This is a genomic window from Argonema galeatum A003/A1, from assembly GCF_023333595.1.
GTDB classification, from domain to species: domain Bacteria; phylum Cyanobacteriota; class Cyanobacteriia; order Cyanobacteriales; family Aerosakkonemataceae; genus Argonema; species Argonema galeatum.
Map to the genome: position 1 here is coordinate 55,516 of NZ_JAIQZM010000013.1, position 26,969 is coordinate 82,484.

General features: G+C 45.2%; 19 protein-coding genes. 12 read left to right on the plus strand and 7 right to left on the minus strand.

What is annotated here, in order from left to right; genetic code table 11:
- Positions 1-474: 474 nt before the first annotated feature.
- The 4 genes from LAY41_RS15610 (at position 475) to LAY41_RS15625 (ending at position 9,859) form a co-directional block, all read left to right on the plus strand.
- Positions 475-4,284: a chemotaxis protein CheB gene (locus LAY41_RS15610; protein WP_249099503.1), complete on the plus strand. Its 3,810-nt coding sequence runs from the start codon at positions 475-477 to the stop codon at positions 4,282-4,284.
- Between the two features lie 732 nt (positions 4,285-5,016).
- Entirely contained in the window at positions 5,017-6,492 is a 1,476-nt protein-coding gene (locus LAY41_RS15615) for a mechanosensitive ion channel domain-containing protein (RefSeq protein WP_249099506.1), read from the plus strand.
- 185 nt (positions 6,493-6,677) lie between these two features.
- Positions 6,678-8,303: a mechanosensitive ion channel family protein gene (locus tag LAY41_RS15620; RefSeq protein WP_249099509.1), complete on the plus strand. Its 1,626-nt coding sequence runs from the start codon at positions 6,678-6,680 to the stop codon at positions 8,301-8,303.
- Positions 8,304-8,692: 389 nt separating this feature from the next.
- A complete protein-coding gene (locus LAY41_RS15625) occupies positions 8,693-9,859 on the plus strand; it encodes a glycosyltransferase family 4 protein (RefSeq protein ID WP_249099514.1) in 1,167 nt (388 codons plus the stop codon).
- Positions 9,860-10,035: 176 nt separating this feature from the next.
- Here LAY41_RS15625 and hpf read toward each other — a convergent pair whose 3' ends face one another.
- The gene (hpf, locus tag LAY41_RS15630) at positions 10,036-10,692 is read right to left on the minus strand and encodes a ribosome hibernation-promoting factor, HPF/YfiA family (RefSeq protein WP_249099719.1); all 657 of its coding nucleotides are present in this window, start codon (positions 10,690-10,692) and stop codon (positions 10,036-10,038) included.
- A gap of 448 nt (positions 10,693-11,140) precedes the next feature.
- Here hpf and lipB point away from each other — a divergent pair, with 448 nt between their 5' ends.
- The 3 genes from lipB to LAY41_RS15645 all read left to right on the plus strand — a co-directional run bounded on the left by lipB (position 11,141) and on the right by LAY41_RS15645 (position 14,890).
- Positions 11,141-11,848, plus strand: coding sequence for a lipoyl(octanoyl) transferase LipB (gene lipB / locus LAY41_RS15635; RefSeq protein ID WP_420840323.1), 708 nt, complete (start codon positions 11,141-11,143; stop codon positions 11,846-11,848).
- Positions 11,849-11,979: 131 nt separating this feature from the next.
- Entirely contained in the window at positions 11,980-13,917 is a 1,938-nt protein-coding gene (locus LAY41_RS15640; protein WP_249099517.1) for a hypothetical protein, read from the plus strand.
- 19 nt (positions 13,918-13,936) lie between these two features.
- Positions 13,937-14,890: an endonuclease/exonuclease/phosphatase family protein gene (locus LAY41_RS15645; protein WP_249099519.1), complete on the plus strand. Its 954-nt coding sequence runs from the start codon at positions 13,937-13,939 to the stop codon at positions 14,888-14,890.
- Between the two features lie 211 nt (positions 14,891-15,101).
- On the opposite strand, the gene LAY41_RS15650 is transcribed toward LAY41_RS15645, so the two are convergent.
- Positions 15,102-16,061 carry an aldo/keto reductase gene (locus LAY41_RS15650; protein ID WP_249099522.1) on the minus strand — a complete coding sequence of 320 codons (960 nt, stop codon included), beginning with the start codon at positions 16,059-16,061 and terminating at the stop codon, positions 15,102-15,104.
- A 182-nt stretch (positions 16,062-16,243) separates the two neighbouring features.
- On the opposite strand from LAY41_RS15650, the gene LAY41_RS15655 reads away from it, so the two are divergent.
- The 3 genes from LAY41_RS15655 to LAY41_RS15665 all read left to right on the plus strand — a co-directional run bounded on the left by LAY41_RS15655 (position 16,244) and on the right by LAY41_RS15665 (position 17,794).
- On the plus strand, positions 16,244-16,537 hold the full coding sequence (locus tag LAY41_RS15655) for a hypothetical protein (RefSeq protein ID WP_249099525.1): 294 nt from the start codon (positions 16,244-16,246) through the stop codon (positions 16,535-16,537).
- A 61-nt stretch (positions 16,538-16,598) separates the two neighbouring features.
- On the plus strand, positions 16,599-17,195 hold the full coding sequence (locus LAY41_RS15660; protein WP_249099528.1) for a DUF1802 family protein: 597 nt from the start codon (positions 16,599-16,601) through the stop codon (positions 17,193-17,195).
- A 338-nt stretch (positions 17,196-17,533) separates the two neighbouring features.
- Positions 17,534-17,794: a hypothetical protein gene (locus LAY41_RS15665; protein ID WP_249099533.1), complete on the plus strand. Its 261-nt coding sequence runs from the start codon at positions 17,534-17,536 to the stop codon at positions 17,792-17,794.
- On the opposite strand, the gene ggt is transcribed toward LAY41_RS15665, so the two are convergent.
- From ggt to LAY41_RS15690, 5 genes are all read right to left on the minus strand, one after another.
- On the minus strand, positions 17,791-19,566 hold the full coding sequence (ggt, locus tag LAY41_RS15670; RefSeq protein ID WP_249099537.1) for a gamma-glutamyltransferase: 1,776 nt from the start codon (positions 19,564-19,566) through the stop codon (positions 17,791-17,793). The genes LAY41_RS15665 and ggt overlap by 4 nt on opposite strands.
- 210 nt (positions 19,567-19,776) lie before the next feature.
- Positions 19,777-20,682 (minus strand): glycine betaine ABC transporter substrate-binding protein, encoded by a 906-nt coding sequence (locus LAY41_RS15675; protein ID WP_249099539.1) that lies wholly within the window; start codon positions 20,680-20,682, stop codon positions 19,777-19,779.
- A complete protein-coding gene (locus tag LAY41_RS15680; RefSeq protein WP_249099541.1) occupies positions 20,679-21,332 on the minus strand; it encodes an ABC transporter permease in 654 nt (217 codons plus the stop codon). Before LAY41_RS15680 ends, LAY41_RS15675 begins: the two co-directional genes overlap by 4 nt.
- A gap of 226 nt (positions 21,333-21,558) precedes the next feature.
- Positions 21,559-22,305, minus strand: a complete 747-nt coding sequence (locus LAY41_RS15685; protein WP_249099544.1) for an ATP-binding cassette domain-containing protein — start codon at positions 22,303-22,305, stop codon at positions 21,559-21,561.
- Between the two features lie 144 nt (positions 22,306-22,449).
- Positions 22,450-23,949 carry an anthranilate synthase component I gene (locus LAY41_RS15690; protein WP_249099546.1) on the minus strand — a complete coding sequence of 500 codons (1,500 nt, stop codon included), beginning with the start codon at positions 23,947-23,949 and terminating at the stop codon, positions 22,450-22,452.
- Between the two features lie 164 nt (positions 23,950-24,113).
- Here LAY41_RS15690 and LAY41_RS15695 point away from each other — a divergent pair, with 164 nt between their 5' ends.
- Together LAY41_RS15695 and LAY41_RS15700 are read left to right on the plus strand one after the other, a co-directional pair.
- Positions 24,114-25,784, plus strand: coding sequence for a DEAD/DEAH box helicase family protein (locus LAY41_RS15695; RefSeq protein ID WP_249099550.1), 1,671 nt, complete (start codon positions 24,114-24,116; stop codon positions 25,782-25,784).
- Complete coding sequence (locus LAY41_RS15700; protein WP_249099553.1) at positions 25,714-26,928, plus strand: DUF790 family protein; 1,215 nt, start codon at positions 25,714-25,716, stop codon at positions 26,926-26,928. Before LAY41_RS15695 ends, LAY41_RS15700 begins: the two co-directional genes overlap by 71 nt.
- The last annotated feature ends 41 nt before the right edge of the window (positions 26,929-26,969 follow it).

The window sequence follows — 26,969 nt, forward strand, 5'->3', positions numbered from 1 at the left end:
TCGGAAACCCGGTTTCTTCAATAAACCGGGTTTCTGAGGTTTACTTTATGGCAGAGAAACCGGGTTTCTTGGAGAAACCCGGTTTCTGGGGTTTACTTTATGGCAGAGAAACTGGGTTTCTGGGCTACAGGAAGAAACCTGGTATGATAAGAGGATAAAGCGGAGGGCAACCTCGTTAAGGGCTTGAGTGAATAGGTATCCATTGTATTATTTGTATCCTTTCCAGGGAATAGGATTTTCTAAACAGAATAGTGTTTTGGTTAGGGCCGCAACCACGTTAAGTCGATCCATCCGTTTGTGCCGTCTGGGATGAGGAAAATAGGACACTCAGACGGTAAAAGGTAAGCGTTCAGGGGGTGCGCCTACGGCGCACCCCCTGAACGCTTACCTTTTTTATAAAACCGAATAAACTTGAGGCATAAAAATTCCATTTCTGTCGCCCATTTAGTTATATAAGGCAAAAGAATCGAAATTATGAATACCAGTGACTCTTCGGAGCAATCTGAATCCCCGCCTCCTACTACAGCAAAAGTCGATCGCGATCGGTCCTTGGACCGATCGTATCCTATTGTCTGTATCGGAGCTTCCGCTGGTGGACTGGAAGCATTTACCCAGTTACTTAAAGCTCTAGAGATCGATACCGGCATGGCTTTTGTGCTGATTCAACACTTAGACCCCAATCATAAAAGCTTGTTGACCCAGATCCTTTCCAAATCGACTGAGATGCCGGTTATGCAGATCGAGGATGGCATGGTAGTAGAACCTAACTGCGTCTACATCATTCCGCCTAATAAAAAAATGGGTATTATCGGGGGTATGTTGAAACTCATGCCTCGCGAGAAGATTGAAGGAAAGTATATGCCGATCGATGCTTTCCTGCAATCCCTGGCAAAAGATCGGGGGAACAAAGCGATCGCAGTAATTCTGTCGGGAATGGACGGAGACGGCACTCTGGGGGTGGAAGCAATCAAAGCCGAGGGCGGCATCACCTTTGCCCAGTGTGAAAAAACAGCCCAATACGATAGTATGCCAAACACCGCTATTGCCAGCGGTCATGTAGATTTTATCCTGCCCCCTCAAGAAATCGCCCAGGAGCTGGCGAAGATCGGCCGCCATCCATTCGTCGCTCAAACCTCATCGTTGGAAACAACGGATGAGTTACCTTTGTCAGATCCGAACCTCCTAAATCGGATTTTCACATTGCTGCGAAACAACACCGGATCTGATTTTACTCATTACAAGCACGCTACCATCAAGCGACGCATCATGCGCCGCTTGATTCTACACCACTTTCAAAAGCTGGAGGATTACATCACTTATCTCCAGAAAACACCACAGGAAGTGGAGGCTTTGTACCAAGACATCCTGATCCCTTACACAACTTTTTTCCGCGACCCCGAATCTTATAAAGCGTTAAAGAACAAAGTCTTTCCCAAGCTGATGATGGATAGACCGCCAGAAGATGCGATCAGGATCTGGATACCTGGGTGTTCCACAGGTGAGGAAGCTTACTCTATTGCTATATGCTTGCTGGAATTTTTGCAGGATCTGGCTACCATACCTCAAATCCAGATTTTTGCCACAGATATTAATCAAAAAGCGATCGAGAAAGCCCGCGCAGCTATATACCCAGACAAGCTGATGCTTCATGTCTCAGAGGAACGTAAAAAACGCTTTTTTGTTAAGATAGAGAACGGCTACCAGCTTGGCAAGAGGATTCGCGATCTGTGCGTCTTTGCCAAGCAAAACGTCAGCCAAGACCCGCCTTTCTCCAAGCTGGATCTGATCAGTTGCCGGAATATGCTGATTTATCTAAGCCCATTTTTACAGAAGAAGGTCATACCACTGTTCCATTATGCGCTCAAATCCACAGGCTTTCTGATGCTGGGAGCATCGGAGGGAACGGGCGGATTCTCTGAACTGTTTACCTTGGTGGACAAAAAGTACAAGATTTATTCCCGAAAACTAGCACGCGCACGACTGAATTTTGAGTTTACCACCGGCAACCATCCACTACAGAAATCAAACGCTACCAAGAAGATGAACGAGGACGTCTCGAAGGGATTGGATTTGCAAAAAGAAGCCGATCGAATCGTCTTGAATAGATACGCCCCTGTCGGTGTGGTGATCAATGAAGATCTGGAAATTCTACAATTTCGAGGACAGGTTAGTCTTTATCTAGAACCCGCTCCAGGAGCGGCCAGCCTCAACCTCCTGAGAATGGTACGATCGGGCTTTTTGTTAGATCTGCGTACAGCGATTCATAAGGCCAAAGACCAGAATATCCCGATTAGAAAAGAAGGCTTGCAGGTCAAATGTAACGAGGAATTCAGGACGGTCAATATTGAGGTGATTCCTTTTAAGCCTCTACCCTCCTCTGAAAGCTACTTCTTGGTTTTGTTTGAAGAGGTTACTCTACTAGATGTTCCTAAATCCAGGGCGAACAGGACTCGTGAGACAAAGGAAGAGGAGGGAACCGCTCTGGCAAACCAAGAGCTAGAGATTCTCCGACTTCGGCAAGAGCTTACTAGCACGAGGGAATATCTGCAATCCATTATCGAAGAACAGGAGGTCACCAACGAAGAACTCAAAGCCGCCAATGAGGAAGTCTTGTCGAGCAATGAGGAATTCCAAAGCACGAATGAGGAACTGGAAACTGCCAAGGAAGAGATTCAGGCGACGAATGAAGAACTGAACACAATTAACGACGAACTGCGAAATCGGAATCGGGAATTGAATCAAGTCAACAACGACCTGAATAATCTGCTCGATAGTGTCAGCATCCCCATCGTCATGCTGGGAAAAGATTTGTGCATTCGACTTTTCACTCCGAAAGCGAAAACGGTGCTGAATATAATGCCTACGGACATCGGACGATCGATCGGCGATATTCATACCCATATCAACGTCCCCAATTTGAAGAAGTTGATATCTGATGTCATCAAAACCGCCAGCATAGTTGAACTTGAGGTGCAAGACCGATCGGGCCATTGGTATGACCTGCGAATACAGCCCTATAAGACCGCAGATAATCAGATTGAGGGTACAGTAATAGCGTTGGTGGATATTGACGCCCTCAAACGAAGCTCCGATGTGCTTAAGGAAGCTGGCGATTATGCTCGATCGATTGTGGAGACAGTGCGATCGCCCATAGTTGTTCTTGATGCAGATTTGCGCGTGAAGACGGCGAATCGCTCTTTCTATGAAACTTTCCAGGTAACGCCAGAAGACACAGAGCAGAAGTCGATCTTCGATCTGGGCAACCGTCAGTGGGACATTCCCAAACTGCGCCATCTGCTATTAGAGGTAATCTCAAACAACACCTCCCTCGACGACTTTGAAGTTAGCCATAATTTTTTAAACATTGGCGACAAGACGATGCTGCTCAATTCCTGCAAAATCCCTCTGAAAAGCGGCTCTATGGAGACGATCCTGCTTGCTATTGAGGATATTACCGATCGCAGACGAATTGAGGAGGAACGCCATCAGCTACTAATTTTCGAGCAATCAGCCCGCGAGACGGCTGAAGATGCCAACCGCGCTAAGGATGAGTTCCTCTCCATCCTCTCTCACGAGCTGCGGAACCCCCTCAGCGCCATCATGGGTTGGACTAAGCTGATCAGTACCAAGAAATTAGACGAAACCCAGACCGCTCATGGGCTTGACATAATTCAGCGCAGCGCACAGGCGCAAAATAAGCTGATTGAGGATATCTTAGACATCTCGCGCATAACTACTGGTAAAGTCCGCCTGAATGTCTCCAAAGTTAACCTCGCGTTTATCCTTGAGGAAGCTAGAGATATTGTGCGTCTGTCTGCTGACGCTAAGCAAATTCGACTTGAATTGGTGGTTAATTCTCAAATAGTCATACTGGGCGATCCAGACCGCTTGCGGCAGGTATTCTGGAATCTGCTTTCCAACGCCATCAAATTCACCCCAACCGGGGGACAGATTGAGATTAAACTGGAAAAATTGCCGATCGAAAATGAAAACTCAGCCGACCCTCTGCAATCTGAAACTTACCAAACCTCATTTGCCCAGATCCAGATGAGCGATACTGGCATAGGGATTGCACCTGAGTTTTTGCCTTATGTGTTCGATCGCTTCCGTCAAGCCGATAATAAAAGCGCAATATCCCACGCCGGACTTGGACTGGGCCTAGCCCTAGTCCGCTACTTGGTAGAACTGCACGGCGGAACTGCCCAAGCGGCAAGTCCGGGCCTGGGACTGGGATCGACTTTTACGGTGCAACTGCCCCTGCAAGCGGTTCATCGGGAATCTTGAGTGCTGAGGGTTCTTTCGTGTCAAATATGCTGTAGTAGGGACAGAGCTTTTTTTATGCATGTAGGGGCGAACGCGAGTGCGTGCCGTAGGCATTAGCATTCCGTCAAAGATCTTTGGGTTCAACCAACAAATTATTCACGGAATGCTTCGCCCATTTATGCCCGTGCGAAGTATATACTCTGCGCGGTCACAAACGGAGCTTTTCCGAAAGACCCTATCATGTCCTTACGCATCGATCGCCTAAAAAATTCGTGTTCTTATTCTTATCTGCGTGTATGTGGCTCTTTCGGAGTTGCTAAGCTGGTACGCATCTAAAATGACCGTCAGTTTTTCTCTTGCTTCTTGTGGGATGGGCAGGAAAGCCCGTCTTTGTATTCGATTTAGATGCGTACCAGCGGATGCTTTTGTTCAGTTAAGAACATTTTTATTTCTTTTCTCCTATCCCCTCTCCCCTACGGTTCGGCTAATTCGCTACCCTTGAATCGCTTCGCTAACGCCTACATCTGCGGTAAAAATTTAACCAACGATGAGAACAGACAATTTGACGATATCACTCATGTAGTAATATAATTTTTTGTAACTACAATAGCCAAAAACGGGAGTTGTTGATAACCTGGTAATTCTAGCCAGTCCATTGAGTGTCCAGAGCCCTTAAAATGTATTGTAGAGTTTGCTATCCTCTGTAAAATGATAAACTAGATACATAAATTTGAATAATACTAACTGACAAAGATGGAAAGAATCATAGACACGATCTTAATACAAATAGCTAGGCTGTTTACAGCTAGTTTGTTTAAAATAGGAGATTACCCTGTTTCAATCAGTTCAATAGGCGAACTGATTATATCCCTATTAATAGCTATTTACATTTCTAACGCTCTGAGCAATTTTCTCAAAGAGCGGCTGCTTGTCAGAATAGGAATTGACGAAGGAAACCGAGAAGCGATCGCGGTAATTGTTCGTTATGTAACAGCAGCATTAGGCATTATCATCGTTCTGCAAAGTGTTGGATTTAACCTGGGCTCTTTGGCGATATTAGCAGGTGGTTTAGGAGTTGGTATTGGTTTCGGCGTACAGGATTTAACAACAAACTTCGTCAGCGGTTTGACATTACTGGTAGATCGACCTGTCAAGGTGGGAGACTATATTGAATTAGAAAATTTGATGGGAACTGTCAAGAAAATATCTATTCGCTCTACCATCATCAAAACAAATGATAATTCTTCTGTAATCGTTCCCAACAGCACTATGATTGGGAACAAAATTGTTAACTGGAGTTACGATAGTTCAAACTTCTGTCTGCGAATACCCGTATCAGTAGCAGAGCATAACGACCCCTTATTAGTGACAGAAGCACTTATAACTTCTGCCTACATGGAATCGGCAGTTTTATACAATCCCAATCCCAGAGTATTATTTTTAGGGTTTGGGGAAGAAGGACTTAAATTTGAACTCTTGGCTTGGATCGAGCAGCCCAATCAAAGAGAATTCATTAAAAGTTCTTTGTATTTTGCAATTGAATATAACTTCCGCAAACAAGGAATCAATTTCCCCGCCGAAGAAAGGCATTTATGGTTACAGAATCCAGAAGTTTTGGCTGGCTTGTTCCAGAAAGCCGAGCCTACAGATGACATTGACAAAGATGGAACTCAAGCGACAGATCGCGAGCCAACTTTGCAGCTTGTTCCTAAAAAGCAATTATCCCTCAGCGACTTAATGCGCCAGATAGTATACTTTAAAAATCTTAACGACATAGAATTGCGGAAATTAATTGAAGCGGGATATCGGCAACGCCTAGTGGCATCCCAAATTCTATTTCGCGAAAATGACCCAGGCGATGCTTTTTATATCATCCTGTCAGGCTCTGTAGAAGTTTTTGTAGAAAAAATTAACAAACATCTTACCAACCTGGTAGCAGGGCAATTTTTCGGAGAACTTGCTTTAATGCTGGGAATCCCCCGCACTGCCACCGTCAGGGCGCTAGAAGAAACATTTCTGTTCGCTATCAACAAAACGGGGTTCCAAAAACTCTTAAAAGAGCATCCAGAGTTTTACGAGCAGATAGTTAAAGAGTTAGGAAAACATCAAGAAGAGCTAACCGCTAGACAAAAACAACTGCGAGAAATGGGTTTGGTAGATGCAACCGAAGACGACCAAAATCCTGTAGTTTGGGTCAGAAAACGGCTAATAAACCTTTTTAACCTTTAACTTAGTCACCCAGCAACCGGATTTGATATCATATCTACCGTCCCCCATACAGGTGACTGGAATGTTATAAATGAACTTGCACAACGCTTAATATTGGAGTATGCCAAACTATATTTGCTTTGGCGTGTCCATAGAGCGTATCGTATTAAACGAGAGTAACCGCTAAATATTTAAGGCAGGCACCAATGATTGCTATCTTGGACTTCCCAACTGTACTAGCAGCGTCCTTATCCTTTCTCCCAGATAACTTGGCCCCTTTCCTGGGAGCCTTGATCGTCGAGGCAATTGTCGCTTTCGTACTGTACATAGCGCTTTTCTATATACTGCGAGCCTTGTTTCGCCAAATGGAAAGCGATGCAGCCCTCGTTAGCCTGACTGTCTCGCGTATCCCAGTTCTAATTATTTTCATACTTGTCAGCCTAAAATTCTCCTTTCGACAGTTAGGCTCAAGTCCCGTCATTGATTTGTTTCAGAGAGGGTTCAGCGCCTTCCTGGTTCTGACTGTGACCCACTTGATTGCGCGGCTATTTACTGAAGTAGTTGTCTACTACTTGAAAGCATACGCTAGAAAAAGCGAAGCTGTCTGGGACGACATATTGATCCCAATACTAGGACGAACCATTCCATTTTTAGCTTATCTGATTGGTTTTTCTCTTTTCTTGCAAACATTTGGGGTTGATTTAACTGGAATCGGGTTAGCGTTAGGTAGTATTACCGTTGTACTTGGCTTGTCGGTCAAGGAGATTTTAAGCGACTTTTTTGGCGGTTTGGTTTTGTTGATCGATACACCCTTTCAATTCGGAGATGTAATCCAAATGAACGGGTCAATGGCGGTCATCAAAAACATCGGCATCCGGGTGACCAAGTTATATATGATCGATACCCATTGCGAGCTGTATACGCCAAATTCTGCCTTGGGAAGTAAAGATATAATTAACCTCAGTCGTCCCACTCCGCACTTTGCTTATTCAACTAATATCGCAGTCAGAGTGGATGCCGACCCGGTGACAGCAACAAAAATCTTGAGAGAAATTGTTCTCGGACATCCAGATACATTGGGAGATCTTGAAGAAAAACTAGAATATTTAGACCACTTCTATGGATGGGATCATGCCGAACCAGGTAAGCTGTCCAAGAGGGAAGCAGGACGCCTCCGGGTATTAGCGGAAATAGATGTGAACAAGCAACTGAAAAAAATTGAAGATGAAGTTGAGGATTTGGTTAACAAAATCAAGAGTCTGGAAAAAGGAGGATTGGATAAAGATGAACTCAAAATTGTTCTAAAAGAATACATAGATGTGTTGAACTTGGTTGGCTTGCAGGTAGTAGCAGAACGCAAGGGTAAACGGGTGCGTTACAGACTTGAAGAAGAAGTAGAGCCAGCTTTGAAAACCACCCTCATCGGATATATTAGAGCCTGGTATCAAGCCTGGTTAAAAGACCCCGATTTGGTAGTTGAAGACTTCAACATCTTACCGGAAGAATGGGAGCAAAAAATTGACATTCTTAAGGGCAAAATGAACAAACTTTATCAGAGAATGGCTAACCCTGGAGGAGACGAAACTAGGTTAGATGATTATGCGATCAAGTTTGTAGAGTGGTTGCACGAAAACTTCAAAGAATCCAAAACCCTGTGGAAAGAGCCAAAAATTCGGCTGATGGACATCCAAGGTTCCGGTATGCAATTTACCGTCAAGTTCTACGTTGACAATATCAGGTTAGAACATTGGGAGCGGGGCTATCGGGTCAGCAATGAAGTGCGTAGAGAGATGGTGCGGCGGTTGAGACAAGCTTACATTTACAACACATAAAATCTGCAAATTGCAGGGCTTGCTGAGACAGATGTGACTCACAAGCCCTTTTTTTTTAAGAATATTATACCAAATCCGGGTTGGTTACCCCCTTTAATTTTTGGCCTAAACATTGTAGAGACGTTTCATGAAACGTCTCTACAGCCTAGAGACATAACGGGGGGCGAAGCATTCGGGCATATAATTTATTGGTTAAAACCGAAGATTTACTACCCGAATGCTAATGCCTACGGCACGCTATGCGCGTTCGCCCCTACACAATCTTGTGGCGGGAACGGAGTAAAACTTATTCCTCGTGGACTTGACAAAATGTGAATAACCCAGCTAATTTACGATTGCTTCTAAGATTTTTCTCTTTACTTAGATTGATTGATATCAGCACTCATTTTATGAATATTCTGCTACTAAGCGTCCACCCTCCTCATGGAGGCGGGTCAGCCCACTCCAGTCAAGAACTTGCCTGCGGATTACGCAGTCTTGGGCATGAAGTTTTGCACATTGCTCCCTACAAACAAGCAATTAATCTAGTGCAATATCCTGGATTAATGTGGATTCAAGCTGACGGGGCTAACGATCTAAATATTACACCCCTGGCATTATCAGATATCGATCGCCAATTTCAAAGGGCCTATCAAAATTATGGCCCTTTCGATTATGTAATTCTCGGTCGCGAGTGCTTTCTCTGGCATCTCCCCGCTATCCGCCGCGTTCATGGCAATAAGCCGATTGTACTTATATGTCGGGGAGGCTACATTAACCGCCTTGCTTCGAGAGAGCCAATTGAACCGTCCCTAAGACAAAAACTGATCGGCTTCTATCGAGACTGCGACAAAATAGTTTGTATAGCCCGCTATCTTGCCGAATCTATAAAAGGTGTAGTTGGCGTCAACAATACCGTTTTCTTACCAAACCCAATTAATCTTCCCGCCTTCAATCCGAATACTAATTTTTCACCCTTCAATCCCACTTACAACTATCAGCGAACATCAGAAGAACCGATTAGGTTACTGATGGCGGCTCAACTGAAATCGAGAAAGAAACCGTTGGATGCGGTGGAAATTATGCGAATTCTAGCAAGTGAGGGAGTGAACGTCCACTTGACTGTGTGTGGCGATGGCCCCGATCGCACAGAAATGTTGTATCGCATCAAGAATTATGGTTTAGAAGACCGCATTGTCTTAAAGGGCAAGGTTTCTCGGCAACAGGTACTCGACTGTATGAATAATGTGGAAACTATCCTGCTTTGTTCGGAGTCGGAGGGGCGGCCCCGCGTGCTTCAAGAAGCGATCGCCGCAGGTAAGGGGATAGTTGCTTACGACAATGCCGGTTCGCGAGAGGTAGTTAATGAATGGTCCGATCGATGGCCTTTGGGTCGTCTTGTTTCTATTGGAGATATTACTGCTGCTAGTGGGGCAATTTTAGATTTGGCTCGCTATTTTCGGTCAAAGCCGGAACCGTTACCTCCGCCACAACTCCCTAACCCGATCGAGGTGCTTTATGAATATGAGTTGATGCTCAAAAATTTGAATGTTCAAGCACTAAAAGCGGTATTTTGATCGACGGGACAAACCTCACCCCCCCAACCCCCCTCTCCTCCAGAGGAGAGGGGGGAGAAATACTCCCGTCCCCGTTGACGGGGACGGGAGGGGGCAAGGGGCAAGGGGGTGGGGTTCGACTGTCCCGCTTTAAACTGGTAGCCTGAGATCGCAGCTAACAGCTTCTGGGCCCGGTCTTAAGTTTTATGTACGTTTGACTTTTCGGGTGCAGCATTACTGCTGTGGGCTGTTTTACCATTTTTGCGATCGCTATGCCCATTCCCCTGACGCGGCTGAATCACCCCGTAGCCGCCGTGGTTGCGTTCGTACATGACGTTGATTTCGCCGGTTTCAGCATTGCAGAACATATAAAAGTCGTGGTCTACTAGCTGTAGCTGTTCTAGGGCTTCATCAATGGTCATCGGCGGCATGGCAAAATACTTGGTACGCACTACTTCGCCGGGAAGTTCTGGAGTGCGATCGCCAATCAAATCCGCTGCTACTGGCGTTTCTTCTACTACCTCGCTAGTTTTAGGCTGAGCTTGAGTCTTTTTATCAAGACGTTTTTCTTTGTACTTCCGCAGTTTGCGGGCAATTTTATCAGCTACTAGGTCTATGCTCGCGTATAAACTTTCACTTCCTTCTTCAGCACGAATTACTGCGCCGTTGGCGTAAATAGTCACTTCAGCAGTCTGCTTAGAGTTTATCCTCGGATTGCGGGCCACTGATAAATGCACATCAATCTCATTGGTTACGTTTAGAAAGTGGCTTGCCGCCTTTTCTATTTTTTGATGTACGTACTCACGAATTGCATCGGTGATTTCAATATTTTTGCCATGAATCACAACGTTCATATTCAATTCTCCCGCTGAATAGTCCATCATAATGCAGGCATATTTTTTGCCTGCGTCTACCTTTGGTATGAAAGGAAAGTTTAGCAGAAATTGCTGCTTTCCACGATCGCATTTTCTGCGTCGGTTGATTCCAAAACGCTGATATCTTCCATAGGTCAATCCCAAATCCAAAATAGATTGACTTGAGCCTAAGCCACGCCCGGATTGGAAGTTTCTTTGGACGATTCCACCAACTAGGGTTTCCAGAGGGACGGTGGGCTAGAGCCGCCTCAACCTTGTGGGCTTCCTCCTATTCGCATTGAGGTTATATATAAAACAGTAGCACTTTGTATTCTGGAGTACATAGCCCTTTGGCTTCTCTTCAAAATCTTTTGCATCTGTTGACATTTCTTGATTTCCGTTTCTGGATTCTAACGAAATTTAACGTAAATTACTCTTGATTTTTGTGGTGATTTCAAGTAATAGTAAACGGTTTGCTTGTAATAATGAGCCGCCCGATCGGGTCTGTTGGCTGTACAACCAAGGAATAGTGGAGTATTCAACGGCTTGGGAGTGGCAGCGATCGCTCGTAGGGGAACGCCGAGACAACCCCAGCCTAGAGGACATCCTCATATTGCTGGAACATCCACCCGTGTATACGCTGGGACAGGGAGCCAGTCTAGAATTTCTCAAGTTTGCTCCAAAGCAAACAAGCTGGGAGGTACACCGGATAGAGCGGGGTGGTGAAGTGACTTACCATTGTCCCGGTCAACTTGTCGGCTACCCGATTCTGAATTTACGATATTACCAGCAAGACCTGCACTGGTATCTGCGACAGCTGGAAGAGGTGTTAATCCGCGTGCTGGCTGATTACGGATTGAAAGGGGAACGGCTGGCCGGTTTTACAGGCGTCTGGCTGCAAGGACGCAAAGTAGCTGCTCTAGGTATTAAAGTTAGCCGTTGGATTACCATGCACGGCTTTGCTTTAAACGTTTGTCCAGATTTGGAAGGGTTTAAGCAAATAGTGCCTTGTGGGATTTCAGACAAGCCGGTAGGCAGTTTAGCAGAATTTATTCCCGAAATCGATATAAACCAAGTGCGTCAGCAAGTAGCAGCCTCCTTTGCTGAAGTGTTTGGAGTTCACCTGATTGAAAAACAGAGTGATATCTACAGGTGAGTGAGGCGATCGGAAACCGGGTTTCTGAGGTGACAGTGCGTAAGTCCTATGACTTTTTCCTTTCCCTCTCCCACTCACCCTTATTTGTGTGATAAGTTTTGCTTGATAGGCATATATAGAAGGTGTACCCAATGACAGACACCACGGAGCGCAATGGCTTAGAGGTAACAGAGTACGTTTCCGTAGCCGGTTCTGTTGCAGGGACGGTAGTGGCAGTTTTTTCCCAGCAGCTGATCTATGCGGCTGCTCCCCTGACTTTAGCTCTTTCCCTGAGCCTGATCAACCGACGCCGATTCGAGCAGACGTTCCAGCAGAATATGACTGCTGTCTTGTCTGAGATGGGAACTCGCGTCAGACAAGTAGATCGGGAAATATCAGAGGAGATGCAAGCTTTAAAAGGATCGGTTCAAAATCTGTCTCTTTCGCCCAAACCCGTTAATCTTAATCCCATCCAGGAAGAACTCTCCCAGATGGGACAGCGGTTTGATACTTTAGAACTCGCCATAACCAGCCTGATTTCCTCAGCTAGCGGCGAAAACTTCGCTTTGCCGATCGACCAATTAAAGCAAATAGCTCAACTTCCGGCGTCGTTTAACCCCAATTACTTAGAGCAACAAATCCAGCAACTGCAAGAAAATGTTTCCTCTCTAACAGAGGCGTTTAACCACCGGGAAGATCTTATTCGTATAGAAGAGATCAGACAAATCGCTGCGGAAGTTCAACAGCAGCTTTCTGCATTTGCTCCACCACCTGCACCCTTCGATCCCAGTTACCTGGAACAACAGATTCAGCAAGTCCAAACAAATGTATCTTTAGTAAGTGAGACTTTTAACCAGCGCCTAGAAGAAGTTAGGAAAATTACATCTGAATTTCAATACCATCTTTCTGCACTTCCTCCAGCAACTCCACGCTTTGACCCCAGTTATTTAGAGCGAGAGATTGAAGAATTAAAGGGATCGCTCACCCAGGTAGAACAAGTTACTCGCTCTAACCTAACTCAGCTAGAACAACAGAACCTTGGAGTTGCTGGTTCTATGGGTTCTATGGGGTGGAAATCTAGTGAAGCACAAGAGTTAACCCAGATAGGGTCTGAAGTTAAACAGCAAATTTCTGCAATTGGCGATCGCTTCGATCCCAGTTATCTGGAAGAGGAAATTCAACAGCTTAGAAAAGAACTCCAATTTCTACACGAAGTGCTACAAAGTTTACGGAATCCTAGCGAAACTGTCGATCGCGTGGCCATTGATTCAGTCTACACAAAATTAAACGCTCCGATCGCCAATCCGGGTGAGTTTTGGCGATCCAAACTTCAGCGACTGGTGGAATGCGCCGCTCATATGTTTAAGGTGCAGTCGCAGACTGCTGTACAGTCGCAAGGGGTGCGATCGCAACAAGTTAGTGAGGACGATCCCCAGACGGGGATACACTCTAAGGTGGAGAATTTATCAGGCCAGTCTCAACCAACTACTTATAACTATACCCTAGAGCAAGAAACTGTTAGCCCTAGTGGAATCGAATCAGCGCAGAAAAAAGTTGATGCTGTTCTCACTAATGTGACAGAATCATTAGTCGCCGGAGTCTTCCAACTCTTCGATAGTAGACAGCGCCAGCAGCCGGAGGTAGAGACGGTGGTTCCTGTACGCGATCGAACTACTCAGTTGCTACTAGAAGAACAGCAGATTGAAGTCACCTCCATGTCCATTGAGGTTACTTCTGACCGCGAAACTGAATTTTCAAGCAATTCAGAATATCAACAAACGGCTCAGTTGCTAGCAGAACAGCAGATTGAAGTCAATCCCATGCTGCTTGATATTGCTTTCTCCCAATATACGGAATTGTCAAGCAATTCGGAATATCAAGAAACGACTCAATCGCTACCAGAACAGCCGATTGAAGTCACTCCCATGCTGCTGGAGGTTGCTTCTGACCAAGAGACTGAATTAGACAACAGTACGGAGAATAAACAAACGACTCAATTGGTAGTAGAAAAGCAGATTGAAGTCAATCTCATGCCGATTGAGGTTACTTCTGACCAAGAGACTGAATTGAAAAGTAATCAAAATCAATAACTAAAAGGTTATATTGCAAATGATAGCCAAACGAGCGTCCCGTGCGATCGGCCCGACGTTTATTCTCACAACGGTTTTAACCATCCTCTTTTCTCTAACTGGCTACCTGGGAGAATTACACTATATTCTAGACCTCACCTCCAGCTTTAAACTGCAATATTTGGTTATTGGATTCTGTACCTTCTTTTTCTTTTTGATTACTCGCCAAAAAGCTTGGTGTATTCTTAGTCTTTTTTGCATTTTAATTAACTTGATTGAAGTGCTGCCGTGGTATTTGCCTCAAACTGCGATCGCCACTCCAACAGCCGCACAACAATTTCGACTTTGGCAGTCCAATGTTTTATATAGAAACAAACAGTATTCTCAGGTAATATCCCTAGTAAAGCGAGAAGACCCAGATCTAGCAGTTTTTATAGAGGTCAGCGAGTCTTGGGAAAAAGAATTAACAGTTTTACAAGAGATTCTTCCCTATTCTGTTGTTCACCGAGATGACTCGCGATTCGGAACAGCTATTTATAGTAAAATACCGCTGCAAAAATCATCAATTCAATATTTGGGTGAAGGCAAAAAAACTATATTTGCACAGATAAAACTTAAAGATAAAATTCTTTCAGTTTTAACTATTCATACTAGCATTCCTACCAAAAAATCTAGTTTTAATTTCCGAAATAAAGAACTAGCAGAACTGGGAGATTATATAGCAAAAATAAAAACACCAGTTTTGGCGCTCGGCGATTTCAATATAACGATGTGGTCGCCGTATTACAAGCATTTTGTACATCAGACAGGCTTGCGGAATGCGCGATATGGCTTTGGCGTCCTACCGTCTTGGCCTACTTATTATATGCCGCTATTATCCATTCCGATAGATCATTGTCTGGTAAGTCCAGAAATTAAGGTTTTGAAGGTTCGGACTGGCGGGAATGTTGGTTCTGATCATTTGCCTTTAATTACCGATTTAGTTATATATTAATAAGCGATCTCGTCAAATTGTCTGTTTTCATCGGTGGTTAAATTTTTACCGCAGATGAAGACAGATGAACGCAGATGAACGCAGATAAGAATAATCACAGGAATTTTTTAGATAAACGATCTCTAAGGACACGATCTGATATTATTTCCAGATTCTATATTCAGGTATGTTGTTGCGCTAAAGCGCAACAACATACCAAATTTTCTTCTAATTACCAATTCCACATAATTGGACTGTCATCGAGATAATCGGTGACAGTGCGGCCAATGGCGTCTATTTCCGCTAGTTCATCAGGAGATAGTTTGACATCAGATGCTTTGGCATTTTGTACTGATTGTTCGGCATTACGCGCACCGACGATCGCATTCGTTTGTGGTTGGGCAATTAACCAAGCTAGCGCCAGCTGGGCAAGAGTGCATTGATGTTGTTCGGCGAAGGGCCCCAGTTTGCTTAAAGCTGACTGCGCCCGCTCATAATTCTCACCCATAAACAGCTTGTTCTTAGCGCGGTTATCTGCTGCCTCAAACTTGTGACTGGATCTGAATTTTCCCGTCAACAATCCCTGCGCCAGAGAGGAATAAGCAAGGATGGAAATATTGTTTTCGATGCAGTAGGGCATAGCATCTTTTTCTACCTGACGCCAGAATAAAGAGTAGGGCGGCTGTAGGCTATCGATGCGTCCGTACTGGCTAACTTCTTCTATCTGAACGCGGTCAAAATTAGAAACACCAATTGCCCGAATTTTTCCTTGTTGTTTCAAATCGTTCATCGCCTTCATCGTTTCTTCGATCGGTACAACTTCACTTTTGAAAGCGCCAGAAGGCCAATGAATTTGGTAAAGGTCGATATAGTCGGTTTTGAGGTTTTTCAGGGACCGATCGCACGCCTCGATCGCTTGGTCATACTTGAGATGATTGGCGAAAACTTTGGTGGCGTAAACCACCCGATCGCGCACATCTGATAAAGCTTGTGCGACAATCTGCTCAGAATGGCCTTGACCGTATACTTCCGCAGAGTCGATCGTTGTAATACCCGCCTCAAAAGCTGCCCGGATAGCTTTGATAGTTTCGGAATCCTCAATTCCTACCCACGCGGCTTTCCCAGCTTGCCAAGTACCCATAATGATGGGCGAGATATACACATCGGAGGTGCCCAAGCGTCGCATTTCCATGTCTGATACCGAGTTTATTGTGCCTTCTTAACTATCTTGACTTGCAGCAAGCGGCGGTGGATGCAACATCTGTCTTATGTACTAAAAGCGACGGTGTAAATTTCTGCTTACATTCACAAATCCTCGTCTTTGGGAGGATAGACTGTATAACAAAGTCATAGTCTTCAACTCGGTGACTACTAATGAGTCCTCAAAATGATGACCCCATAGAGCAGCGGCTCAAAGAACTAGAGGCAGAAATCTCTATACAGCATATACCTAGATCCGCGAAACCTGAGCCCAACCGCTTCCAGCTTTCTTACGCAAAACTAAAGAAAGTGGCGAAGGCTACGGTATTTGTCGCTACGGGACTGGTTGGCGTTTGGATTTTTGGCACAGCTGTGAGTTTCGTTTCCATAATTTTGGGTTTGGCGATCGCAGGCGGGGTCGGGTATGTCGGATACAAACTCTTCCTGAACCGGGACCACTATCAGTGAATCCAGCCTGCTGACTGGTGCTGTAACCGCTAGCCTGGAAGAAGAACTCAACTGAAAAACTATGCGATCGACTACTCACGCACTCAAGGAATGGGCAGTTGCTGTCGATGCCTTGGAGTCAGGCAAAACCATTGTGCTGCTTCGTAAGGGCGGCATCCGCGAGGAGGGGAACCAGTTCAAAGTTGCCCAGGACGAGATTTTACTTTATCCAACTTTTGAACATCAACAACCGGATTTGCTCAAACCAGAATATGCTGGCAAAGTAAGCCCAGTAGAATCCGGTTGGCACCCAGAAACTGTGCGAATCGGTGCTTGGGCGAAGATAACTGATATTTTTATGGTGAGTTACGAGCCCAGCGTAAAAGCACTGCTACCTTACCACATTTGGAACGAGCAATTTGTGAGCGATCGTCTCAAATGGAAACACCGTCAGCCAGTGTATATTTTATTGCTGCGTACTTACAAACTCGCTCAACCTCAATTCGTTCCCTACCGACCAGAATATGCCGGCTGCAAGTCTTGGATCGATTTGGTCGAACCAGTTTCGATCGCGGATGCCACACCAGTACTCAGTGACGGTGAGTACAATAAACAAGCAACTGCCATCCGTGCTGCTATTGCTAACCCCCGATCGGACCAATTACAAATTAAAGCTTAAAAATTAAAAATTCAGAAGTAGGGGTAATAGATTTTGTAGCGAATGTAACGAATAAATAATTTGTTCGAGGCGAAGTCACTCATTTGATAGATCCGCTACAAAATTCGCTGCCAATATCGCCAATAATTATTAAATCTTGCGTAAGGTTGATATCCAAAGAATGATAACTAAAGCAAAACTACTCTGTAAGGATGAGGTAGGTATTCATAAATTTTTGCGATGATATTGACAAATTAGTCAACATAGGGTAGGTTAGCTGAAAACAGAAGCTAAAAAGCGCATCCTCACACAGCCTGCTTGCAGCTTCACCTCCCTTAACTACGCGAAGGAGTTTATTTATGGCTGGACAGATGTGCTGGTTACCTGCCTTTGGTACAAACGGACAAAAAATATTGCATTTAAAATTAGCATCCAACGAAGGGTGGCGACCTTATACAGCTTTTCCTCAATATGCTGCGTCAGACTACCGCGAACCAGATGGTTCTAAAGGTTGGGCAACTTATCAGAAATTAACCAAAGCAGGCTGGAAGTTAGTACCCAGCAGCGAAGTGCAGCAACCTTTATTCCTGAATGCAAATGCAGACGCAGAGGTAGCTTAAAAACCACTAGGCGAACCTTCCGCACGGGGATCGGCTGCGCCTTCTAAAAAACCGTCTGAGGTGAGTGCGATCGCATTAGCATTACCCCAAGGAGTTTGCTGCTCGATCGGATGTCCCCGACGACGCAGTTCTTCCAAAGTGGCAACATCCAAGCCAAATGGTTCTACCTTGAGCCGATCGGGTAACCACTGATGGTGAATGCGGGGAGCTGAAACAGCCGCACCAACGTCCATGTCGTATTCTAATACATTGAGTACGACTTGCAGTACGGTGGTGATGATAGTGCTGCCACCCGGCGCACCAGTTGCCAAACGCAAGCGTCCGTCTTGAGTCACGATCGTCGGAGTCATGCTGGAAAGCGGGATTTTGCGGGGTGCGATCGCATTTGCATCTCCACCCACCAAACCAAAAAGGTTCGGTACACCCGGTGCAATTGCAAAGTCGTCCATTTCGTTGTTTAGCAAAATGCCTGTTCCAGGCACAACTACACCAGATCCAAAACCATAATTAATAGTAAAGGTAAGGCTGACCGCATTGCGCTGTTCGTCTACAACGCTGATATGACTTGTCTCCGGTGATTCTTTACTATTAACAAAACGCTGCAAAGTGTCTCGATCGACTGCTATCACCTCGCTTGAAGGTCGCGCCCTTTGCATAGAAATTTCCTGACGCCTTTTAACAGCATAGGCGCGACTGGTGAGCGCTGCAACCGGAACATTGACAAAATCCGGATCGCCTAGATAAACTGCGCGATCGGCATAAGCAATTTTCATCGCTTCCACAAGCAGGTGCAGCGCATCGGGGTGGTGCCATCCCAAGGATTTTAGATCGGTATCGCCAATAATGTTCAAAATTTGCAAGAGGTGAACGCCTCCAGAAGAAGGCGGTGGCATTGAACAGATGCGGTAAACTCGGAAAGTACCGCATAAAGGCGATCGCCAAGTTGGTTTGTAACTTTTGAGGTCTTCAAGAGTAATTAGACCGCCGTTTTTTGCCATATCATCGGCAATGGTACGAGCAATTTCACCAGTGTAAAAACTTTGCGGATCTTTAGCGATCCTCTGTAAAGTGCGTGCTAAATCTCGCTGCACTACACGATCTCCCCGTCCCAACAATCTACCATTGGGAGCGAAAATTTGACGTGCCACCGGATTATTGAGAATGGCATCCTTGCGGCTTTCCGACACCGAAGCAAAACGCTCAGAGGCGAGAGAACTGATGACGTAGCCTTCATTAGCCAGACGGATAGCAGGTGCGATCGTCTCTTGCCAAGGAAGCTTACCATACTGACGATGCACTTCATAAAGTCCAGCCACCGTACCGGGAATCCCCACCGCCAAATAGCCTGTAACGCTGGCATTTGGGCGCACCTTCCCCTGTTCATCCAGATACATATTCTGCGTAGCCCGGAGGGGGGCTCGTTCTCGGAAATCTAGCGCCTTCATCTCGCCAGTTTGCCCCAAATGCAGCATCAAAAAGCCACCGCCGCCAATCCCTGCCGAAAAAGGTTCCACCACTGAAATCGCAAAAGCTGTTGCTACCGCCGCATCTACGGCATTGCCGCCCTTGCGTAGCATGGAAAGTCCCGCATCAGAAGCAAGGGGATGAGCTGAAACCACCATCCCTTTTTTGGTTCGCAGTGGCGGAACAAAGGCGGATTTTGTCGGTTCCTGGCCCCAAAATAGGGAAATGGAGAAACAAATAATCAACAGAAACAGCAAAAACCGAGCATATCTGGAAAAGATACGAGATTGGTTGGCAAACAGACTCATGATTTTTATAAAGTTAAAGTGAGTGCGTAGATATTTTTTACCACAGATGAACACAGATGTAGATCTAAATTTATCGTGAGTTATGCAAATATAATTGCATTTTCTGTATGGCGCTAAATAACTCAAGTTGCTAGTTAGTTCCATTGGCTTTGGGTACGTTGTTGCGCTTCAGGGCTAAAAGAGCGCTAAAGCGCAACAACGTACCTGCTGCTATACCAAACCTTTCGACTGGAGAAACTCTCGCACCACTTCTTTAACATCTCGCAGTTCTCCCTCTACCAGGTAGTTTAAACGTCGCATTTCGTCTGCCGTAATCAATCCGCCCAATTGCTGAATTGCCTGACGCAGTTGGGGATATTTTTTTAAGGTAGCAGAACGCACGATCGGCACAGCCTCATAAGGGGGAAAATATTGCTTATCGTCTTTTAAAACTACTAAATTCAATCGGGCAATTTGTCCATCAGTTGAATTTCCCGCTATCATGTCTACTTGCTTCTGAATCAAAGCCCGATACATCAGCCCCAAATCCATCACGCGGGGTGGTTTGGCAAACTGTAAATTGTAAGTTTTTGCTAATCCGGGAAATCCATCTTCCCGTTCTAAAAATTCGTAGCCGAATCCTCCTCGCCATTGGGGTGTATACTTAGTAGCTTGGGAAAGAGTTTGCAAATTTAACGCTTTAGCATCTTCTCCCCGCACAATTATGGCGAAAGTGTTTTCAAAACCTAACGATGGCATGACTGACAATTCAAATTGGTTGGCGTAAGCTTGTTTCAATCGTTGATAAACAAGTTTCGGATCGCTAATCGGCTTTTGTTTCAAAACACTTGTCAACGCTGTTCCCGTATATTCAACGTAGGCATCAATTTGACCTGCCAATAGAGCTTTATGACATACATAAGTGAAACCAAGACGAAATCTGCGGTCTACTTTTAGATTAGTTTTGGCTTCGATTTGCTGTGCTAAAATTTCGCCTAAAATGTCTTGTTCGGTGAAATCTTTTGACCCGATAACGATGTCTGCACCACGGCTATTAACATTGGGGTTGCAACTTGCGATCGCAACTACCAAACAAATAGCTAAAAGGCACAACGTTAATAATCTCTTTTGTTTCATTTTTCCTTTTTCCTTTTGCCTGTTGGTGTTAGGCGATATTCCAACCAACCAATAGCAAAATCCGCCAAAACAGCCATTACAGCAGCTGGAACTGCACCAGCAAGAATTAGTTGATTATTCACCACGGCGATACCCCGGAAAACGAACACTCCCAAACCGCCAGCGCCAATTGCAGCAGCAATAGTAGCGACACCAATAGCAATGACTGTAGCTACGCGCACCCCTGCTAGAATAACGCCTATTGCTAATGGAATTTCAACCTGAAATAACAGTTGTCGATCGGTCATACCCATACCTCTTCCAACTTCGCGGATAGCCGGATCGACGCCGTTAATGCCAACGTAGGTATTGCGGATAATGGGCAGGAGAGAATAAAGTGTGAGGGCGACAATTGCTGGAGTGTCACCAATTCCCCCAATTGGCGGCGGTACGGAAATTAGAAAGCCAAACAACGCCAAACTAGGAATAGTTTGCATGATATTGGCAATGCCTAAAATCGGTTGGCTAAATTTCGGCTGGCGGGTGATGAGGATGCCAAGCGGAATGCCAACGATTGTAGCAATGCCAATAGAAATGCCTACCAGAAACAAGTGTTCGCCGGTGTGGGATAAAATTTCCCAGCCATACTTAAATAGGAAAAAATCCTTCATAGTTTTCTGTATTAGCTCATAGAGAAATCAGCGATTTTAGTAAAAAATATCATGTCCTTACACATCGGTCAATAAAAAAAACCTGTGATTATTCTTATCTGCGTTCATCTGCGTTCATCTGTCTTCATCTGCGGTAAAAATGTAACCAACGATGACAACAGACAACTTGACGATCTCACTCATGTACAGATGTAACCGAACAAGATATAACCTTTTTTTTACTTTCCTAGTTCCTTTTTAGACATTGCATGAAAGCTTGTGCTTCTGGTAGTTGCGATCGCAAAAATTCCTCCTGAGTCCCCAACAACACTAAGCGTCCTGACTGCATCAAACCAACTCTCGATGCCAAGACAAATGCTTCTTGAATATCGTGGGTGACAAAGACAACCGTTTTACGCAAGTCTTGTTGCAACCGACGAAACTCCCCTTGCAGTTCCAGGCGCGTGATGGGATCGAGTGCGCCGAAGGGTTCATCCATCAGCAATATGGGGGGATCTGCTGCTAGTGCGCGTGCGACGCCGACGCGCTGGCGTTGTCCGCCGGATAGTTCGTGGGGATAGCGGCGTGCAAATACTTGGGGATCTAAACCAACTAGATGCAGTAGTTCAAAAACGCGCTGGCGAATGCGATCGCTACTCCAACCCTCTAAACTAGGTACTAATCCCACATTACGCTCAACCGTGAAATGGGGAAACAAGCCAGTTTCTTGAATCACATAACCAATCTGTCGCCGCAACTTAATTGGATTCCACTCAACAGTACTCATCCCCTCAACGCGAACCGACCCTGTAGTTGGTGTCAGCAGGCTATTAATTAGCTTCATAGTCGTCGTCTTACCGCTGCCGCTGCGTCCCAGCAATACGACGGTTTCCCCAGGCCCGATCGTGAAACTGAGATTAGATACTAGAGGACGGCGGTTTAGGGAGTAGGTGACATCGCGGAATTCGACAGCCATTTGGTTATCTGGTGGCATGAGGCATTCTGAGTATAGGGATTAGAAGGGATAACTCTTCCGTATTTACTATGCTATTTAAGCAGAGGAGCAGGAGAATAAAAATGTTATTTTTTTGAACAAAAGCATAACAACTCCGAAAGAGCCAGTTTTATAATACACAAATCAGTGACTGGCGGAATTTGACTGAAATATCTCTGCCAGATTTAGAGCGTTGAGTTGAGCTTGTGCTTTCTGGAGAGACTCATACCATTCTTTTTGGGGGTCGCTATCGGCAACAATGCCAGCACCGACTTGTCCGAAAACAATTGCCCCAGATGTAGAATCGCTCATATTAGTATATAGCAAAGTGCGAATCATAATATTTAAGTCGAGGTTTCCCCGCCAATCTAGATAACCGCAGGAACCATAAAATAAGTTGCGTTTTACGGGTTCGAGTTCTTCAATAATTTCCATGCAGCGAACTTTCGGACAACCAGTAATCGTCCCTCCGGGAAATACGGCTCGAATCAAGTCTACAGGATCATAGTTTGGGTTTAGCGTACCAACGATGTTGCTGACAAGGTGCATGACGTGGCTGTAGCGTTCAATAGTGAGCAGTTCATCAACTTTTACAGACCCCCACTCGCACACTCTGCCGATGTCATTGCGCTCTAGGTCAACTAACATGATGTGTTCGGCTATTTCTTTGATGTTTGAGATTAATTCTTCGGCTAACTGCTCATCAGCCGTAGAGGTAGCGCCACGCGATCGCGTTCCTGCGATCGGTCGAGTCTCAACTTGCCTTCCTGATAATTGAACTAACCTTTCTGGGGAACAGCTAATGATTGCCCCCCAAGGAGTCTGCCAATAACTGGCGAAGGGGGAAGGATTAATCTGCTGCAAAGCTCGATAAATTGACCAGCTATCAAAAGGGGTATACGCTTCAAACCGCAAGGACAAATTAGCTTGAAAAATATCGCCTGCTTGAATATATTTCTGAGCTTGTCGTACCGCCGCTTCATAATCCTCCTGAGACATTTGGAAAATGGGAGTGATGGGATTAGTTTTGCAGGCTGACGGTGAATTTTGAACTCCTGTCTCTCTATCTGCTCGATTTAGCTGACGTTGCATAGAATCGAGTTGCGCGGAGTCAGTGGTGGCTAACCACAAAATTTGTTGTTGACAATCCAGAACTGCAAAGGATTCTGGTTCGTACCAGTAAGCAGTTGGGAAAGGAAGTGGATCGGCTTTGAGTTGGGGAAGTTGCTCAATCTCCCACGCCAAGTCATATCCCAGCCATCCTAGCCAACCGCCTGTAAAGGGAAGTTCAGCAGGAAGTATTGACTCCGCTTTCATATTCGCGTCTTCATCTTGATGATGAGAGTTGAGGAGGCGACGCAGAAAGGGAAGAATGTCTCCTACAGGGGGTGTCCATAGCTGCGGTTGACTCTCAATATAGCGAGGAGAACCCGCACAGATAGAATATCGAGCCAGATGGGTGCTGTTTGGTGTAACTGGACTTTCTAGGAGGGTAGCAATCCGCTGACAGGAATGACTTTGCAGTGTTTCGAGATTGTCGCTGGTTTTATTTCTGGGATGAAGAAATAGCGCCTCGAAGACTTGCGATCCACTACGATTAGCAAGAGGGAGCTTTCGCCAATGCCAAGGTTGTGTCGGTTTCATGCTTGATAGCGCTTCAAAGATTAGGATTTTTTTTAAGTTGACTACCAATTTAAAGCGGGACACACCGTAGAAAAGAACTTGTCTCCCTTGTCTCCCTATCAAACTGTACCGCCTTAAGTTGCTAGCCTTAAAATTATCGGGGTGAACGAGAATTTGAAGAAGTAATGGTTCGTACTCCCACATTATCTTTTGACAGGGGCACTCTGATTTTGCATCCGCCGCCAAGGGGAAAAATCTGGGTGGAATTCGCTACTTGGGACGATCGCGTGGAGAAATTTCGCATCCCCGCTATCCACTATCGCCCTCTGGTGGAAGCGTTGCAAGCTGAAGGAACTAACTTTATTGATGAGGCGAAGGCATTTGCGCCGCTGGAATTGATCCCTAGTGTGGAAATGGAACCCTACCTGCACCAGAGTGAGGCGTTGATGGCTTGGAAGTTGGCGGGAAGGAGGGGGGTGGTGGTGCTTCCGACTGCGGCTGGTAAGACTTATTTGGCTCAACTGGCGATGCAGGGAACGCCTCGCAGTACGCTGATTGTGGTGCCAACGTTGGATTTGATGCACCAGTGGTATGCTCAATTGGTGGCGGCTTTTCCCGATGTAGAGGTGGGGTTGCTGGGTGGCGGTTCGCGGGATAGGACGCCGATTCTTGTTGCTACTTACGATAGTGCGGCGATTCATGCTGAGGCTTTGGGAAATGGCTATGCGCTGTTAATTTTTGATGAGTGTCACCATTTGCCAACGGAATTTTATCGGGTAATTGCAGAATATGCGATCGCACCTTATCGTCTGGGATTATCTGCAACGCCGGACCGATCGGATGGCAAGCATACCGATCTCAATCATCTCATCGGCCCGGTAGTTTATCGCAAAACGGCTGAGGAATTGGCTGGTTTAGCGCTAGCGCAGCATGAGATTATTCCCATTAAAGTGAAGTTATCGCAACTGGAGCGCGATCGCTACACCGAACTTATCAAAATTCGCAATGATTTCTTGAAATCAGAAAAGATTAGTTTAGGCAGTTTGGAAGGTTGGCAGCGATTTGTGCAAATGAGTGCTAGATCTCCAGGCGGACGCCGTGCTATGCTATCTCACCGGGAAGCTAGGGAAATTGCTTTAGGTACTGATGGCAAGTTGCGGGTTCTCGGTAATTTGATTGCCGAACATTATCCCGAACGCACTCTTATATTTACAGCCGACAATGCTACCGTTTACCGGATTTCCCAGGAGTTTTTAATCCCGGCAATTACTCATCAAACTCCAGTAAAAGAACGCCACGAAATCTTAACGCGCTTTCGGGAAGGGGAATACAAAAGTCTGGTAGCTTCTCATGTTTTAAATGAAGGTGTTGATGTTCCGGCTGCCAGTATTGCGATTATCTTATCCGGTACTGGTTCCCAGCGCGAGTTTATTCAGCGACTGGGGCGGATTTTGCGTAAGGGGAATGATGAGAATAAACGCGCTGTACTTTATGAGGTGGTGACTGAAAATACGAGTGAGGAGGGTACTTCTGAACGTCGGCGGGGAGTGGAGAAGAAAAACGAACCGATAAGAGTTACAGGCGAGACGCCTGTACCACAAGAAATAGGAAAGGATAATAAGAAGAAGAAGAAGAAAGGGAATTTAAAGGTTGTGCCGTCTAAACCAATTTATGAGGTAAATCACCAGAGTGGTTATTTAGCTGCTGAGTCGCCGGAATCATGGGGTGAAAATCCTCCAGAGAAATATTCAATGCAAGATCCAAAATCCAACATCCAAAATCCAAATGTTACCAAGCGAGTTGCTGAGTCACCGGCAAAATGGGGAGACGATAATTCCGAAGCGCCTGAAGATTGACGATCGCAATTTGGAATTAGCGATCGATTTGATTACTTGTTTTGAGGAAGCTGTCGGTAAAACTCAAGGAGAATTAGATAATCAGTTGTCAGAATTTGAAGGCGATAGTCCTGATTATCGCCTAATTAGAGGATTAGTTCATCTGCTCAAAAGTAGTTTTTGTACTTTTGAGGTTGTTAGTCCTTTGGAACCCCAGGAATTACGCGATCGCGTGTTTGTTTTAGCGGCCCGATCTATTCCTAGTTTGCCCGCAACTGCTAAAACATTGAGCGGCTTAGCTGACAAGCTCAGTGAAGAACTAAATCGAGAAGTTCTGCCAGAACAAATTCGGACTGGTTTGTATGCCGATTTACAAGAAAATCGTATTTTAACTCAGTTTGATGCTCCCATCGCCGAAAATTTATTGCATCGTTACAATCTATCTCAAGTGCAGGGAGTTTTTTATCGCGCCAGTCAGATGACTCTGAATGCTCATCGCAATGTTCCGGGTGAATATAAGTTATTATTTCGCTATTTAAAACTATTTCAATTAATGACATACATTGAGGGTGATGCCGACCACGGTTTTACAATTACTATTGATGGGCCGACAAGTTTGTTTAAGCCTAGCACGAGATATGGGTTAGCGATCGCTAAAATGCTCCCAGCTTTGCTGCACGTTACCAAATGGAGTCTCAGCGCCACTTTGCAAACTCGCGATTTCTATACTGGTGCATCAAAAACTGGCAGATTCACTCTTAATTCCGATTGCGGTTTGGTGTCTCATTATCCACCGGGGAAGCCTTATGATAGTATGTTGGAAGCATCTTTTGCTAACCGCTGGGATTCCTTAAAAACAGATTGGGTTTTAGAGCGAGAAGTTGACCTTATTCCTATTCCCGGTAGCGTAATGATTCCTGATTTTCGCCTGGTACATCCCGATGGAAGAACCTACTTATTAGAAATAGTTGGTTATTGGCGTCCTGAATATCTGCAAAAGAAATTCGCCCAAGCGCGAAAGGCTGAATGCGATAATTTAATTTTGGCTGTTTCGGAAAGATTGAATTTGGAGAAAGCTGGGGTAAAGGTGAGCGATACACCAGCGAAAATTATCTGGTTTAAGGATAAGTTATTGCCCAAGACAGTCTTAGATGTGATAGAATAGATAAACTCGTGTTAAAATCAAATAAAATAATTGAAAAATCA